This window comes from Vogesella sp. XCS3, from assembly GCF_020616155.1.
Classification (GTDB): Bacteria; Pseudomonadota; Gammaproteobacteria; order Burkholderiales; family Chromobacteriaceae; genus Vogesella.
The window spans coordinates 1,278,566-1,295,497 of sequence record NZ_CP085530.1; the positions used below are offsets into that span (position 1 = coordinate 1,278,566).

A 16,932-nucleotide genomic window follows, 5' to 3' on the forward strand; every position below is an offset into this window, starting at 1 on the left:
ACGAGCGGCCAAGGCCGCTCGCGTACTGGACTATTGGGAAGATAGTCCAAGAGGCACTAGCTGTCAATCAATTACAGGTGAGCGTTCAGGAACTCGATCAGCTGTGTCTTGGACAACGCACCAACCTTGGTAGCTGCCACTTCACCGCCTTTGAACAGCATCAGGGTAGGAATACCACGGATACCGAATTTAGGTGGTGTTGCCTCGTTCTGATCGATGTTCAGTTTGGCAACCACCAGACGGCCTTCATATTCTTTTGCCACATCGTCCAGGATAGGGGCAATCATTTTGCAAGGACCGCACCATTCAGCCCAGTAATCTACCAGCACAGGGGCATCAGCATTCAGGACTTGTTGTTCAAACGAATCATCAGTCACGTGCAGAATCAGGTCGCTCATTGTTTTCCTCTCGATTGGGTGTCGATTATCAGCTTACAGGCGATGTTAACAACTCCCCCTCCCTGCATCAACCCTAAATGACAGCACAAAGCCAGCCATGCCTTTCCTTTACAAGACGGTCGGTCGATTGACCGTTATAATGCCGGGCTGCTTTAGATTGAAAAGGATTTAACATGGGTTTCCTGCAAGGCAAAAAGATTCTGATCACTGGCATGATCTCGAACCGTTCCATTGCCTACGGCATTGCACAAGCCTGCCATCGCGAAGGTGCCGAGCTCGCCTTCACCTACGTGGTAGACAAGCTGGAAGACCGTGTACGCGAAATGGCTGCCGACTTTGGCAGCACACTGGTTTATCGCTGTGACGTGCAGAACGACTCAGAAATCACCCAGCTTTTCACGAGCCTGGGCAAAGACTGGGATGGGCTGGATGGCCTGGTGCACGCCATTGCCTATGCACCGCGCGAAGCTCTGGAAGGCGATTTTCTGGATGCTCTCAGCCGTGAAGCATTCCACACCGCCCACGACGTTTCTGCCTACAGCTTTGCCGCACTGGCCAAAGCTGCACGCCCGATGATGCAAGGCCGCCGTGCCGCCCTGCTGACCCTGTCCTACCTGGGGGCCGTACGTGCCATACCGAACTACAATGTAATGGGCTTGGCCAAAGCCAGCCTGGAAGCTTCTGTGCGCTTTATGGCAGCCAGCCTGGGCAAGGAAGGCATCCGCGTCAATGGCATCTCCGCAGGCCCCATCAAGACACTTGCTGCGGCTGGCATTTCCGGCTTCAGCAAGCTGCTGAACATGGCAGCCGGCCAATCCTGTCTGCGTCGTAACGTTACCACCGAGGAAGTAGGCAACACGGCTGCCTTCTTGCTATCCGACCTCTCCTCCGGCATTACCGGCGAAATCACCTACGTGGACGCCGGCTTCAGCATCAACTCGCTTAACGTCCCCGAGGCTTAAGCTGCTGTCAAAGCTGTTACCCAATAAAAAGCCCGATCCTTGATCGGGCTTTTTTACAGCCAGCGTGGTGCCGACAAGAGGAGTCGAACCCCCGACCTTCGCATTACGAATGCGCTGCTCTACCAACTGAGCTATGCCGGCTAGCCACCTGCACTACTATAGCGCCACGCAAGCTATTTGCCACCTGGGACGGGCCGACACATAGCGCGTCTGCGTGCGGCCAGCGCATATAACGCAAGCTGGCAAACCACCCGCCAGGCCAGGTAACTTTGATGGCGCAGACTCACGAACTGAAACATAAAGCCCGCTTTTGCGGGCTTTATGTTGGGTCGGGCAGGCTGCGGCCAAGGTTGGCCGCAGAGTGCGTGCGGTGTTTTCGCGGCACCAAAGCACAAAGCCCAGCTCGTGTGAGCTGGGCTTCGGTATGGGGCGTCTGGCGGTGTCCTACTTTCACACAGGAATCTGCACTATCATCGGCGCTGAGGCGTTTCACGGTCCTGTTCGGAATGGGAAGGCGTGGGACCACCTCGCTATGGCCACCAGACATAAACTGTCACAAACTTGAAGAAGCCAGGCTGGAAATCTCCAGCCGGTAGAATTTTCTTGTATCAACCAGCGCTTCATCATCAACAAAGCAACTCAAATGATAGGATCAAGCCTCACGAGCAATTAGTATCGGTTAGCTTAACGCCTCACAGCGCTTCCACACCCGACCTATCAACGTCCTGGTCTCGAACGACTCTTCAGGGAGGTCAAGCCTCCAGGGAAGTCTCATCTTCAGGCAAGTTTCCCGCTTAGATGCTTTCAGCGGTTATCTCTTCCGAACTTAGCTACCCGGCGATGCGACTGGCGTCACAACCGGTACACCAGAGGTTCGTCCACTCCGGTCCTCTCGTACTAGGAGCAGCCCCCGTCAAACTTCCAACGCCCACTGCAGATAGGGACCAAACTGTCTCACGACGTTTTGAACCCAGCTCACGTACCACTTTAAATGGCGAACAGCCATACCCTTGGGACCGGCTACAGCCCCAGGATGTGATGAGCCGACATCGAGGTGCCAAACTCCGCCGTCGATGTGAACTCTTGGGCGGAATCAGCCTGTTATCCCCGGAGTACCTTTTATCCGTTGAGCGATGGCCCTTCCATTCAGAACCACCGGATCACTATGTCCTGCTTTCGCACCTGCTCGACTTGTCGGTCTCGCAGTTAAGCTACCTTTTGCCATTGCACTATCAGCACGATTTCCGACCGTACCTAGGTAACCTTCGAACTCCTCCGTTACACTTTGGGAGGAGACCGCCCCAGTCAAACTGCCTACCATGCACTGTCCCCGATCCGGATCACGGACCAAGGTTAGAACCTCAAACACACCAGGGTGGTATTTCAAGGACGGCTCCACTGAAACTAGCGTTCCAGCTTCATAGCCTCCCACCTATCCTACACAAGTCTGTTCAAAGTCCAATGCAAAGCTACAGTAAAGGTTCACGGGGTCTTTCCGTCTAGCAGCGGGTAGATTGCATCTTCACAAACATTTCAACTTCGCTGAGTCTCAGGAGGAGACAGTGTGGCCATCGTTACGCCATTCGTGCGGGTCGGAACTTACCCGACAAGGAATTTCGCTACCTTAGGACCGTTATAGTTACGGCCGCCGTTTACTGGGACTTCAATCAAGAGCTTGCACCCCATCATTTAATCTTCCAGCACCGGGCAGGCGTCACTCCGTATACGTCCACTTTCGTGTTGGCACAGAGCTGTGTTTTTGTTAAACAGTCGCAGCCACCTATTCTCTGCGACCTCTACTAGCTTCGGACGCGAAGTCCTACACCAACAGAGGCACACCTTCTCCCGAAGTTACGGTGTCAATTTGCCGAGTTCCTTCTCCTGAGTTCTCTCAAGCGCCTTAGAATTCTCATCCTGCCCACCTGTGTCGGTTTGCGGTACGGTTCTTATGCAGCTGAAGCTTAGTGGCTTTTCCTGGAAGCGTGGTATCAGTTACTTCAGATCCGTAGATCCTCGTCATCACCTCTCGGCCTTAAGGTGCAGCGGATTTGCCTACCGCACCAGCCTACCGGCTTAAACGACCTATTCCAACAGGCCGCTAACCTAACCTTCTCCGTCCCCACATCGCACTGCATAAAAGTACGGGAATATTAACCCGTTTCCCATCGACTACGCTTTTCAGCCTCGCCTTAGGGGCCGACTCACCCTACGCCGATGAACGTTGCGTAGGAAACCTTGGGCTTTCGGCGAGCGGGCTTTTCACCCGCTTTATCGCTACTCATGTCAGCATTCGCACTTCTGATATCTCCAGCAGGGTTTACACCACCACCTTCACAGACCTACAGAACGCTCCCCTACCACGGACACATTAATGTGCCCATCCGCAGCTTCGGTTATCAGTTTGAGCCCCGTTACATCTTCCGCGCAGGACGACTCGACCAGTGAGCTATTACGCTTTCTTTAAATGATGGCTGCTTCTAAGCCAACATCCTGGCTGTCTAGGCCTTCCCACCTCGTTTACCACTTAACTGATCATTTGGGACCTTAGCTGGCGGTCTGGGTTGTTTCCCTCTTGACGATGGACGTTAGCACCCACCGTCTGTCTCCCATGCTTGCACTTTCCGGTATTCAGAGTTTGCCATGGTTTGGTAAATCGCAATGACCCCCTAGCCATAACAGTGCTTTACCCCCGGAAGTGATACATGAGGCACTACCTAAATAGTTTTCGGGGAGAACCAGCTATCTCCGAGTTTGTTTAGCCTTTCACCCCTATCCACAGCTCATCCCCTAGTTTTGCAACACTAGTGGGTTCGGACCTCCAGTGCGTGTTACCGCACCTTCATCCTGGCCATGGATAGATCACTCGGTTTCGGGTCTACACCCAGCGACTGAATCGCCCTATTCGGACTCGGTTTCCCTACGCCTCCCCTATGCGGTTAAGCTTGCCACTGAATGTAAGTCGCTGACCCATTATACAAAAGGTACGCAGTCACCCGTTTCCAGGCTCCCACTGTTTGTATGCATCCGGTTTCAGGTTCTATTTCACTCCCCTCCCGGGGTTCTTTTCGCCTTTCCCTCACGGTACTGGTTCACTATCGGTCGATCACGAGTATTTAGCCTTGGAGGATGGTCCCCCCATATTCAGACAGGATTTCGCGTGTCCCGCCCTACTTGTCGTATGCTTAGTTCTTGGAATGGGTTTTCGTGTACGGGGCTATCACCCACTATGGCCGCACTTTCCAGAGCGTTCCACTAACTCAATCCATAACACATACAGGCTCTTCCGCGTTCGCTCGCCACTACTTACGGAATCTCGGTTGATTTCTTTTCCTCGGGGTACTTAGATGTTTCAGTTCTCCCGGTTCGCCTCCATGCGCCTATATATTCAGCGCAGGATCTCCTTGCGGAGGGGTTTCCCCATTCGGACATCAGTGGATCAAAGCTCCATTGCCAGCTCCCCACTGCTTTTCGCAGGCTTGCACGTCCTTCATCGCCTGTGATCGCCAAGGCATCCACCAGATGCACTTAGTCGCTTGACCCTATCATTTCAGTTACCTTAATCTGATGAGCTTCGCGCTGGTGACTTGTCGCACACTAAGGCGTATACGACAGTCGATACAATCTTTCTACCCAAGTCGACGATTCATCACCATAAGAATTAACTTATCGTTTTGTCTCGCCGCTTGTAAATTGGCTTCTTCAGTTTGTTAAAGATCGGGCGTTTTACAACGCAAACAGAAATTCACTCAGCGTGCTGAATGCCTTTTTGTTTGCATTGGTGGTGGAGGATGACGGGATCGAACCGACGACCCCCTGCTTGCAAAGCAGGTGCTCTCCCAACTGAGCTAATCCCCCTCTAAACCCGAAATACATCGTTGCTCGATCGCTCATGTACATTTGTACATGTCGCTCTCTCGCGCCTTGTCTTTCGGCTTTATCCTTGGTGGGTCTGGTAGGACTCGAACCTACGACCCCTGCGTTATCAACACAGTGCTCTAACCGGCTGAGCTACAAACCCCCGTTTGTGCTGTCAGCCTTGCGGCCAACTTGCCCTTTCAACTCTCAAATAACCGATAGGCTGTAAGTGCCTGACCTTGCCTTCTCTAGAAAGGAGGTGATCCAGCCGCAGGTTCCCCTACGGCTACCTTGTTACGACTTCACCCCAGTCATGAAACCTACCGTGGTAAGCGGGCTCCTTACGGTTACCCTACCCACTTCTGGCGGATTCCACTCCCATGGTGTGACGGGCGGTGTGTACAAGGCCCGGGAACGTATTCACCGCAGTATGCTGACCTGCGATTACTAGCGATTCCGACTTCATGGAGTCGAGTTGCAGACTCCAATCCGGACTACGATCGGCTTTAAGAGATTAGCTCCACCTCGCGGTTTGGCAACCCTCTGTACCGACCATTGTATGACGTGTGAAGCCCTGCTCATAAGGGCCATGAGGACTTGACGTCATCCCCACCTTCCTCCGGTTTGTCACCGGCAGTCTCATTAGAGTGCCCAACTTAATGATGGCAACTAATGACAAGGGTTGCGCTCGTTGCGGGACTTAACCCAACATCTCACGACACGAGCTGACGACAGCCATGCAGCACCTGTGTTACGGCTCCCTTTCGGGCACCAAGCCATCTCTGGCAAGTTCCGTACATGTCAAGAGCAGGTAAGGTTCTTCGCGTTGCATCGAATTAATCCACATCATCCACCGCTTGTGCGGGCCCCCGTCAATTCCTTTGAGTTTTAACCTTGCGGCCGTACTCCCCAGGCGGTCAATTTCACGCGTTAGCTACGCTACCAGGGATTCTAACCCCCAACAGCTAATTGACATCGTTTAGGGCGTGGACTACCAGGGTATCTAATCCTGTTTGCTCCCCACGCTTTCGTGCATGAGCGTCAGTGTCATCCCAGGGGGCTGCCTTCGCCATCGGTGTTCCTCCGCATCTCTACGCATTTCACTGCTACACGCGGAATTCCACCCCCCTCTGACGCACTCTAGTCTGACAGTTCCAAACGCAGTTCCCAAGTTGAGCTCGGGGATTTCACATCTGGCTTATCAAACCGCCTGCGCACGCTTTACGCCCAGTAATTCCGATTAACGCTTGCACCCTACGTATTACCGCGGCTGCTGGCACGTAGTTAGCCGGTGCTTATTCTTCAGGTACTGTCATCCCCCAGCGGTATTAGCGCTGGGGATTTCCTCCCCGACAAAAGTCCTTTACAACCCGAAGGCCTTCTTCAGACACGCGGCATGGCTGGATCAGGCTTTCGCCCATTGTCCAAAATTCCCCACTGCTGCCTCCCGTAGGAGTCTGGGCCGTGTCTCAGTCCCAGTGTGGCGGATCATCCTCTCAGACCCGCTACTGATCGTCGCCTAGGTGAGCCTTTACCTCACCTACTAGCTAATCAGACGTCGGCCGCTCGAATAGCGTGAGGCCCGAAGGTCCCCCACTTTCTACCTCAGTACGTATGCGGTATTAGCACAACTTTCGCTGCGTTATCCCCCACTACTCGGCACGTTCCGACGCATTACTCACCCGTTCGCCACTCGTCAGCGGAGCAAGCTCCCTGTTACCGTTCGACTTGCATGTGTAAAGCATGCCGCCAGCGTTCAATCTGAGCCAGGATCAAACTCTTCAGTTCAATCTCAAGCAATTTTTTTGGCACGCAAGTTCAAAGAAACATCGTTTCTCTAAATCTTTGCAGTGCAAGTATTTGGCTTAGCCAGACACTTACACCTATCGGTTATTTGGTCTGTTAAAGAGCGGTGCTGACTGCTTGTTTCGTTTGCGTCGTCAGCTGAGGAGGCGAACTATACCCAGACAGCCAAAGGGCGTCAACACTTACCCCGCAATAAACTGCAAGTATTTGCTTAAAGTGTTGATTTACAACGGCCACAAAAAGCAAAAAAGTTGGCCGCGGGCGGCCAACTTTCAGTAAAAGACAGTAAGGCCGGGCTCTGCTACCCTTTAGGCCTTGTTTATCGACTGTATGCGACGATCGCAACCCAAGGTAATGACCACTCTCAAGTTTGATGTGCTGATTATTGGCAGCGGCCTGGCCGGCATGACGCTGGCGCTGCATTTGGCTGAAACCCGCAAGGTAGGCCTGATTACCAAACGCGACTTACTGGAAGGTAGCTCCAGCTATGCGCAAGGTGGCATTGCTGCCGTACTGGATACAGGAGACTCGGTAGAACAGCATATAAGCGACACCCTGATTGCCGGCGCGGGGCTGTGCAATGAGGAGACAACGCGCTTTATCGTAGAGAACTCGAAAGAGGCGATCGACTGGCTGGTCGACCTGGGCGTACCGTTTACGCGCGATGACAGCCACCAGACCGGCTTTCACCTGACACGCGAAGGCGGCCATAGCCACCGCCGCATCATTCACGCTGCAGACGCCACCGGCGCAGCCGTCACCAGCACGCTGGGACAGAAGATCAAAGCCCACCCGCAAATTACGGTACTGGAAGATTTCATTGCCGTTGATTTGATCACCAGCAGCAAGCTGGGGCTGGAAGGCAAGCGCTGCCACGGCGTCTATGCGCTGGACAAGCTGGCAGACCAGGTAGTGACCATTGCGGCCAACCATACCATTCTGGCTTCCGGCGGTGCGGGCAAGGTTTACCTGTATACCACCAACCCGGACACCGCCACTGGCGACGGCATTGCCATGGGCTGGCGCGCTGGCTGCCGCGTGGGCAATATGGAATTCATCCAGTTCCACCCCACCTGCCTGTACCACCCGCACAGCAAGTCATTCCTGATTTCCGAAGCCGTGCGTGGCGAAGGCGGCATCCTGCGCCTGCCCGATGGCACCCGCTTCATGCCACACCATGACGAACGCGCCGAGCTGGCGCCGCGCGACGTGGTAGCCCGGGCGATTGACTTCGAGATGAAAAAGCACGGGCTGGACTGCGTGTACCTGGACATCTCCTACAAGCCAGCCAGTTTCATCCAGGAGCACTTCCCCAATATTTACGCCCACTGCCTGGAGCTGGGCATCGACATTACCCAGCAGCCCATCCCGGTGGTGCCGGCGGCGCACTATACCTGCGGCGGCCTGATTACCGACCTGAAGGGGCGCACTGATGTAGAAGGCTTGTACGCTGTAGGCGAAGTAGCCTGCACCGGCCTGCACGGCGCCAACCGTCTGGCCAGCAACTCGCTGCTGGAATGCATGGTAATCGGCAAAGCCGCCGCCGCCGATATCAATGCGGCGGCACCGGTGAAACAGCCCGCCATTCCGGACTGGGACGATAGCCGCGTCACCGATACCGACGAGGAAGTAGTGATCTCGCACAACTGGGACGAGCTGCGCCGTGCGATGTGGGATTACGTGGGCATTGTGCGCACCAACAAGCGCCTGGAACGCGCACTGAACCGCATCAAGCTGCTGAATGAGGAAATTGACGAGTATTACAGCAACTTCCACATTACCAACGACCTGGTTGAGCTGCGCAACCTGGTGCAAACCGCCGAGCTGATCGTGCGCTCTGCGCTGGCACGCAAGGAAAGCCGTGGCTTGCACTTTAGCCGCGACTACCCAGAAACGCTGCCGCAAAGCAGCGACACCATCCTGACGCCGCAAAAGTAAGCCAAGCACAGGTTGGCCGCAGCCTGCGGCCAACCTTTTCATTCAGCCCTGCGGCACAAATACCGGCAGCGTGAACCAGAACACACAGCCACCCGCCAACGGTGTACTCACACCAAACTCGCCACGATGGAATTCTACAATCGAGCGGCAGATATTCAGACCGATACCCATACCGTCGGTTTTGGTGGAGTAAAACGGCGTAAAGAGGTTTTCTTTCACCCCGTCCTGCAAGCCCGGCCCGTTATCACTCACCTCCACTCGCCAGAATTGCTTGCCGGTCGCACTGCGCAAATGAATGGTTGGCCGCACGCTGCCCGCTTCGCGCATGGCCTCGATGGCATTCTTGATCAGGTTCAATAGCACCTGCTCGATCAGCACCGGGTCCATTTCCACGCGCAAGCTGCCGCGCGCCGGCTCCAGCACCAGCCGCACGCCATGCTTGTCGGCCATGGGCTGCGCCAGCGCCAGCACCCGCCTTACTGCCAGATCCGGGTCGCTGAGTTCTAGCTGGGGCGCATGCTTTTTCACAAATGCCCGAATGCTGTTCACGATTTGACCGGCACGGCGCGCCTGGTCGGCAATGGCTTGCACCGCCTCCCCCACCCCGCGCGCCTGCGCCTGCTCGGCAGGCAGCTTGCGTGCCAGGCCCGCGGCGTAGGTGGAAATGGCGGTAAGCGGCTGGTTTAGCTCGTGCGCCAGCGACGAGGCCATCTCGCCCATGGCAATCAGGCGCGAGGTGGTCTGGAAGCGCTCCTCCTGCGCCAGCTCGCGCTCGGCCCGGGCACGGGCATCGGTGACATCCAGCAACATGCACAGCCACGCAGGCTCACCCCCCACCCAGTCTATGCGCCGGTATTGCAGCTGGAACCAGCTGCGGCCACTGTCGGGCGAGCATTCCAGGTTGGCCGCAGTCGCGTGCGCATCGCCCAGCAGGCCAGGCATCAGCGGGCAGTAGCTGCCATCCACGGCAAAGCTGGCCCAGCCGGCAGCAAAAGCCGGGTTGGCGTATAACAGCTGGCGCGTATCGCCATCAATCACACACAGGCCACTTTCCAGGCCATTGAGCACCGCCAGAAAGCGCCGATGCGACTCATCCAGCGCCACACGCTTTTTCTTGAGCTCGGTAATGTCGTACATGGACGCCACCCAGCCATCGTGCCGCCCGCCTTCCAGCAACAGCGGCGTGGCGTACAAGCGCACCTCTACCTTTTCGCCATCGCGGTGGCGGAATGGCAATTCAAAGCCGTGTTCGGGCAGCTGCCCGGCCAGCATGGCCTGCATGGCCTGCATCAAGAGCGGGTAATCTTCTTCGGCCCAGAAGCTGTAGGGCAGCTGCTGGCCAACCAGCTCATCGGCAGACAGGCCGGTCAGCTCGCTCATGGCACGGTTTACCCGCAGTATCTGGCCATTGCCGGCAAAGGCGATGAGGCCGCTTTTCATACTGTCTTCTACCGAGCGACGCAAAGACATTTCGTGCTGCAGTGCACGCTCGGCCCGCGCCCGCACCCGCACCTGGCCGCGTATGCGCCACAGGGCGAATAACAAAGCCACCACCAGCAGGCCAATCAGCAGGCTAAGCACCGGCAAGGAGAAGCCCACGCCGGCACGATAAGTAATGGCGCGCAGGCTGACACCGTAGCCAGGCGGATCAAAGCTCAGCTCGTGCGATAGCGTCCCCACCGGAGAGGCCTGGTCAAACTTGCTGGCCAGCGCCTTGCCGCCCAGATCCACCAGGCTGATGTGGTACTTGGTGGCCAGCCACCAAGGCACCTGGTACTGCAGTAGCAGATCCATGCGGTACACCAAGCGCAAACCACCCAGGTAGCGCCCGGATTCAAACACCGGCACCGCCAGGTCAAAGCGGTACTTGCCGTCCGGCCCCAGATACGGCGGGCTATACGCCGAGCGGCCCAGGCGCTCGGCGCGCCACAAGGCGTCATAAGCGTCCCCACCCAGCTGCAAACCGGTACGCTTTTGCGCATCCAGCAACACCGCCCCGCGCGGGCCAACCCACTGCACCGCCTCGATTTCCTTGCTCTCGCGCTGCAACAATGCGGCAGCGGCAAAAAAACGGCGCGACTGGGTACGCGTCAGAGGCATATCCAGCTGCATGGCCTCCACGCTCTGCTGGTGATTCTCCAGATGCAAACGCAGGCTTTGGTCCAGCCACAGCAGCTCCTGAATCAGGCCATCGCGCTGCTCGTCCCGCCAGTCCTTGTAAACCACCCAGAACAAGCCACCCAGCGCCATGAGCAAGCCGATAAGAATAAGCGACGCCGCCACCCACAAACGTCGGGGTGTAGCGTTGGGAGGGTGTTCGCTCAGGATCATAAAGTTGTCATCAAGGTTGGCCGCGGGGCGCCAAGGTGCCGGTAGCGTCACGCCATCGGTATTAGGGAAATCCCCAATGCTGAATTCCCCAATGGCTAAAGTAGTGCTTTGATTCTAGTGTTCAGTTTGCGATGAGCCCCACCCAACAAACGGGGCCTAAGCAACACAAACAAAACACTGGAGAGTATACAAATGAAACTGAAATACGCAGCCCTGATCGCCAGCCTGGCATTCGGCGTAGCCGGTGCCGCCAACGCCGCCGACTTCGTGATCAAGTTCAGCCACGTAGTTGCCCAAGACACACCAAAAGGCAAAGCGGCGGAATACTTCAAGAAACTGGCTGAAGAGCGCACCAAAGGCCGCGTTCAGGTACAAGTTTTCCCGAACAGCCAGCTGTACAAGGACAAGGAAGAACTGGAAGCCCTGCAACTGGGCGCCGTACAAATGCTGGCGCCTAGCTTGGCCAAATTCGGCCCGCTGGGTGCCAAAGAGTTCGAAGTCTTCGATCTGCCGTACATCTTTGACAACTACGACGAACTGCACCGAGTAACGCAAGGCCCGATCGGTATGCAGCTGCTGAGCAAACTGGAAAGCAAAGGCATCAAGGGCCTGGCTTACTGGGACAACGGTTTCAAGATTTTCTCCGCCAACAAGCCGCTGAAATCCCCGGCTGACTTCAAAGGCCTGAAGATGCGCATCCAGTCTTCCAAGGTGCTGGAAGAAGAAATACGCTCCCTGGGCGCCCTGCCGCAAGTGATGGCCTTCTCGGAAACCTACCAAGCGCTGCAAACCGGCGTGGTAGATGGCACCGAAAACCCGCCATCCAACATGCTGACCCAGAAAATGCACGAAGTTCAAAAGTACGCCACCGTCACCAACCACGGCTATCTGGGCTACGCCGTCATCGTGAACAAGAAATTCTGGGATGGCCTGCCGGCTGACGTACGCACCATTCTGGATGGCGCGATGAAAGACGCTACCAACTACGCCAACAAGATCGCCAAGCAGGAAAACGACGATGATCTGGCCAAGATCAAGGCCAGTGGCAAAACCCAGATCTACATCCCTACCGCTGCAGAGCGCGATGCATTCAAAAAGGCACTGGTACCGGTTCACACCAAGATGGACGACCGTATCGGCGAAGGCCTGGTACAGCTGATCTACAAACAGACCGGCTACACCCCGAACTAAGCCTTTTCTGAGCGCACCAGGTTGGCCGCAGCCCTGCGGCCAACCTCCCACCGGAGTCAAGACATGAAATTCCTCGACCATCTCGAGGAGTGGCTGATCGCAACCCTGATGGCGGTAGCAACACTGATCACGTTTTTTGCAGTGGTGCACCGCTACGGTAGCGGCATCGAGTCACTTCAACCCTATCTGGCACACATCCACACCAGCTGGGCACAAGAACTCACTATCTACCTGTTTGTATGGATGGCCAAATTCGGTGCCGCCTATGGCGTGCGTACCGGCATCCACGTGGGCGTAGACGTACTGATCAACAAGCTGTCGGACAAGAACCGCAGCAAGTTCATCGTCATCGGCCTGCTGGCTGGCGCCCTGTTTACCGGCATTGTCGGCACCCTGGGTGCAACCTTTGTCTGGGAAATCGCCCACACCGACCAGACCTCGGCCGACCTGGAAATGCCGATGTGGATCGTCTATCTGGCGGTACCGCTGGGCTCTTACCTGATGAGCTTCCGCTTCTTGCAGGTGATGGTGAACTTCCTGAAAACCGGCGAGCTGCCCAAGCATGACCACAGCCACGTGGAAGGCATGGAAGACGTGGCAGACGACAGCAACTGGTTTGCCATGGACGACAACCTGCACCCGCATGATCTGAAAAACGGAGGCGACAAAAAATGAGCGCACTCATCATTTTTGGCCTGCTGATCGTACTGATGCTGACCGGCATGCCGATCTCCATTTCGCTGGGCCTGACGGTACTGACTTTCCTGTTCACCATGACAGAAGTGCCTATCGAAGCCGTGGCACTGAAGCTGTTCACCGGCATCGAGAAGTTCGAAATCATGGCGATTCCGTTCTTCATCCTGGCCGGTAACTTCCTGACCCACGGCGGGGTGGCAAAGCGGATGATCAACTTTGCCTCGTCCATGGTGGGCCACTGGCACGGCGGCCTAGGTCTGGCTGGCGTTCTGGCCTGCGCGCTGTTTGCTGCGGTATCGGGCTCCAGCCCGGCCACCGTGGTGGCCATCGGCTCCATCCTGCTGCCCGCCATGGTGAAGCAAGGCTTCCCCAATAGCTTCGGCGCAGGCGTGATCACCACCTCGGGCGCACTGGGCATCCTAATTCCGCCGTCCATCGTGATGGTAATGTACTCGGTAGCGACCAACACCTCGGTGGGCCAGCTGTTCATGGCCGGCGTGATTCCAGGCCTGATGCTGGCCGGTTTCCTGGGTTTGACCACCTGGTACCGTGCCCGTAAATTCGGCTACCCACGCCTGGCCAAAGCCAGCATGCAGCAGCGCCTGAAAGCACTGCGCGAGTCGATCTGGGGCCTATTGCTGATCGTAGTGGTAATCGGTGGTATCTACACCGGCATCTTCACCCCGACCGAAGCTGCCGCCATGTCTGCCGTGTACGCCTTCATCGTGGCCGTGTTCATCTATAAAGACCTGACGCTGAAGCAAGTACCCAAGGTGCTGCTGGACTCGGCCAGTATGTCTGCCATGCTGCTGTACATCATCACCAACGCCGTGCTGTTCTCGTTCCTGATGACCAGCGAAGGTATTCCGCAGGCCATGGCCAGCTCGCTGATTGACGCCGGCCTGGGCCCGATTGCCTTCCTGTTGGCCGTGAACGTGATTCTGCTGCTGGCAGGTAACGTGATGGAGCCGTCGTCCATCGTACTGATCTTTGCCCCTATCCTGTTCCCGGTAGCCGTAGCCTTGGGCATCGATCCGGTGCACTTCGGCATTCTGATCGTGGTGAACATGGAAGTGGGCATGTGCCACCCGCCAGTCGGCCTGAACCTCTACGTGGCATCCGGCATCACCAAGATGGGCATTACCGAACTCACCATCGCGGTATGGCCGTGGCTGCTCACCATGCTGGTTTTCCTGGGTCTGGTGACCTACGTACCGGCTATCTCGCTGTGGCTGCCTAAAACACTAGGCATGATGTAAGCCGCGCCAGCTGGCGACAAGACGCGACGGAACCCTTCCGTCGCGTTTTTTGTCAGACACGCGTACCCATAAGCAAGGGTTGGCCCTATAATGGCCGACCTCTCCACACCCTCTGAATAACAATCAGGAGCCAACAGAATGGACGAGCAACTGCGCTTAGCCGCACTCGATTTCCACCAGTTCCCGCAGCCGGGCAAGATCCAGGTCGCCCCAACCAAACCGCTGGCCACCCAGCGCGACCTGGCACTTGCCTACTCCCCGGGCGTAGCCGCACCTTGCGACGCTATCGTGGAAGATCCGCTGAATGCCTACAAATACACCGCCCGTGGCAACCTGGTTGCCGTGGTCACCAACGGTACCGCCGTACTGGGCCTGGGCAATATCGGCCCACTGGCCGGCAAGCCGGTGATGGAAGGCAAGGGCGTACTGTTCAAGAAGTTTGCCGGTGTTGACGTATTCGACATCGAGCTGGACGAGAACGACCCGGACAAGCTGGTAGACATCATCTGCGCGATGGAGCCGACCTTCGGCGGCATCAACCTGGAAGACATCAAGGCCCCCGAGTGCTTCTACATCGAGAAGAAGTGCCGTGAGCGCATGAACATTCCGGTGTTCCACGACGACCAGCACGGCACCGCCATCGTGGCCGCCGCTGCGGTACTGAACTCGCTGCGCCTGGTAAACAAGGAAATCGGCAATGTACGCGTGGTGGCCTCCGGCGCCGGCGCGGCTGCCATCGCCTGCCTGGAGCTGCTGGTAGCACTGGGCGTGAAGCGCGAAAACGTTACCGTTTGCGACTCCAAAGGTGTGATTTACCAGGACCGCGACGACAAGATGGACGAATCGAAAAAACGCTTCGCCATCCCGGATAACGGCCAACGCAAGCTGGCCGACGCCATGGTAGGCGCCGACATCTTCATGGGTCTGTCCGGCCCGAAACTGGTGAGCCAGGACATGGTGAAATCCATGGCCGCCTACCCGGTGATTCTGGCCATGGCCAACCCGGAACCGGAAATCCTGCCCCCGCTGGTAAAAGAAGTTCGCCCGGACGCCATCATCGGCACCGGCCGTTCGGATTTCCCGAACCAGGTCAACAACGTGCTGTGCTTCCCGTTTATCTTCCGTGGTGCGCTGGACGTGGGCGCTACCACCATCAACGAAGAAATGAAGCTGGCTTGCGTGCGCGCCATCGCCGACCTGGCTATGGCCGAGCAGAACGACGTAGTAGCGTCGGCCTACGGCGACCAGGAACTGTCCTTCGGCCCGGAATACGTGATTCCGAAGCCGTTCGACCCGCGCCTGATCGTGAAAATCGCCCCGGCCGTGGCCAAAGCCGCCATGGATTCCGGCGTGGCTACCCGCCCGATCAAGGACTTCGACGCCTACGTGGACCAGCTGGCCCAGTTCGTGTACAAGACCAACCTGTTCATGAAACCGGTATTCGCCCAGGCCAAGAAAGAAGCCAAGCGCGTGGTACTGGCCGAAGGTGAAGACGAGCGCGTACTGCACGCCACCCAGGAAATCGTATCGCAAGGCCTGGCCAAGCCTATCCTGATCGGCCGCCCTGCCGTGATTGCCAAGCGTATCGAAAAACTGGGCCTGAAGCTGGAAGCCGGCAAAGACTTCGACCTGGTGAACAACGAGTCCGACCCGCGCTTTGGCGACTACTGGAAGGAATACTACAACCTGATGAAGCGCAAAGGCGTTTCGCAGGAGCAGGCTCGTCGCCGCGTGATCGGCAACACCACCCTGATCGGCGCGCTGATGGTACGCCGCGGTGAAGCCGACGCGCTGATCTGCGGTACCTACGGTACTTACCGCCAGCATCTGGACATCGTGCGCGACGTGATCGGCTACGCCCGTGAAGATAAAGTGGCCGGCGCCATGAACGCGCTGATCCTGCCTACCGGCAACATCTTCATCACCGATACCTACGTGAACGAGAGCCCGGACGCACCGCAACTGGCCGCCATTACCGAAATGGCTGCCCGTGCGGTAAGCCGCTTCGGTATCGCACCGAAAGTAGCCCTGCTCTCCAACTCCAGCTTCGGCACCTGGAACACCGAAGGCGCCAGCAAGATGCGCGACGCGCTGGAGCTGATCCAGGCCGCTCACCCGACACTGGAAATCGACGGCGAGATGCAAGGCGACGCCGCGCTGGTAGAAGCCATCCGCCAGCAAGCCATGCCGGACAGCACGCTGAAAGGCGCGGCCAACCTGCTGGTCATGCCAAACGTGGAAGCAGCCAACATCAGCTACAACCTGCTGCGTGTTTCTGCCTCTGACGGCGTGACCATCGGCCCTATCCTGATGGGTATGGCCAAGCCGGTACACATCCTGACCCAGATCTCGTCGGTACGCCGTATCGTGAACATGGTGGCCCTGGCCGCCGTGGACGCACAAAACAGCAACTGACCTGCTCTGCCAACGGCAGCATGACAACGGGCACCTGCGGGTGCCCGTTTTTTATTGCCGGCGGCATGTACGCCCACCCGT

At 57.0% G+C, this 16,932-nt stretch carries 8 protein-coding genes, 3 tRNA genes and 3 rRNA genes; 6 read left to right on the plus strand and 8 right to left on the minus strand.

Annotated features, from left to right (window positions below; translation table 11 throughout):
* Positions 1-71: 71 nt before the first annotated feature.
* Positions 72-398, minus strand: coding sequence for a thioredoxin TrxA (trxA, locus tag LCH97_RS06035; protein ID WP_227304061.1), 327 nt, complete (start codon positions 396-398; stop codon positions 72-74).
* Positions 399-571: 173 nt separating this feature from the next.
* On the opposite strand from trxA, the gene fabI reads away from it, so the two are divergent.
* Positions 572-1,360, plus strand: a complete 789-nt coding sequence (gene fabI / locus LCH97_RS06040; protein WP_227304063.1) for an enoyl-ACP reductase FabI — start codon at positions 572-574, stop codon at positions 1,358-1,360.
* A 65-nt stretch (positions 1,361-1,425) separates the two neighbouring features.
* Here the strand turns inward: fabI and LCH97_RS06045 are convergent.
* From LCH97_RS06045 to LCH97_RS06070, 6 genes are all read right to left on the minus strand, one after another.
* Positions 1,426-1,501 (minus strand) — tRNA-Thr (locus LCH97_RS06045).
* Between the two features lie 290 nt (positions 1,502-1,791).
* Positions 1,792-1,904, minus strand: a 5S ribosomal RNA gene (gene rrf / locus LCH97_RS06050).
* Positions 1,905-2,008: 104 nt separating this feature from the next.
* A 23S ribosomal RNA gene (locus tag LCH97_RS06055) occupies positions 2,009-4,899 on the minus strand.
* A gap of 240 nt (positions 4,900-5,139) precedes the next feature.
* Positions 5,140-5,215, minus strand: a tRNA-Ala gene (locus tag LCH97_RS06060).
* Between the two features lie 86 nt (positions 5,216-5,301).
* Positions 5,302-5,378, minus strand: a tRNA-Ile gene (locus LCH97_RS06065).
* 89 nt (positions 5,379-5,467) lie between these two features.
* Positions 5,468-7,003 (minus strand): 16S ribosomal RNA (locus LCH97_RS06070).
* The 16S, 23S and 5S rRNA genes sit together here with 3 tRNA genes alongside, the layout of an rRNA operon.
* 372 nt (positions 7,004-7,375) lie before the next feature.
* On the opposite strand from LCH97_RS06070, the gene nadB reads away from it, so the two are divergent.
* Positions 7,376-8,959 (plus strand): L-aspartate oxidase, encoded by a 1,584-nt coding sequence (gene nadB / locus LCH97_RS06075; protein WP_227304065.1) that lies wholly within the window; start codon positions 7,376-7,378, stop codon positions 8,957-8,959.
* Positions 8,960-9,001: 42 nt separating this feature from the next.
* Here nadB and LCH97_RS06080 read toward each other — a convergent pair whose 3' ends face one another.
* Positions 9,002-11,290 (minus strand): PAS domain-containing sensor histidine kinase, encoded by a 2,289-nt coding sequence (locus LCH97_RS06080; protein ID WP_227304067.1) that lies wholly within the window; start codon positions 11,288-11,290, stop codon positions 9,002-9,004.
* Between the two features lie 192 nt (positions 11,291-11,482).
* On the opposite strand from LCH97_RS06080, the gene LCH97_RS06085 reads away from it, so the two are divergent.
* From LCH97_RS06085 to LCH97_RS06100, 4 genes are all read left to right on the plus strand, one after another.
* Positions 11,483-12,481, plus strand: a complete 999-nt coding sequence (locus LCH97_RS06085; RefSeq protein WP_227304069.1) for a TRAP transporter substrate-binding protein — start codon at positions 11,483-11,485, stop codon at positions 12,479-12,481.
* A 63-nt stretch (positions 12,482-12,544) separates the two neighbouring features.
* Entirely contained in the window at positions 12,545-13,156 is a 612-nt protein-coding gene (locus tag LCH97_RS06090; protein ID WP_227304071.1) for a TRAP transporter small permease, read from the plus strand.
* Entirely contained in the window at positions 13,153-14,436 is a 1,284-nt protein-coding gene (locus LCH97_RS06095) for a TRAP transporter large permease (RefSeq protein ID WP_227304073.1), read from the plus strand. Before LCH97_RS06090 ends, LCH97_RS06095 begins: the two co-directional genes overlap by 4 nt.
* Positions 14,437-14,574: 138 nt before the next feature.
* Positions 14,575-16,851, plus strand: coding sequence for an NADP-dependent malic enzyme (locus LCH97_RS06100; protein ID WP_227304075.1), 2,277 nt, complete (start codon positions 14,575-14,577; stop codon positions 16,849-16,851).
* Positions 16,852-16,932 lie beyond the last annotated feature (81 nt).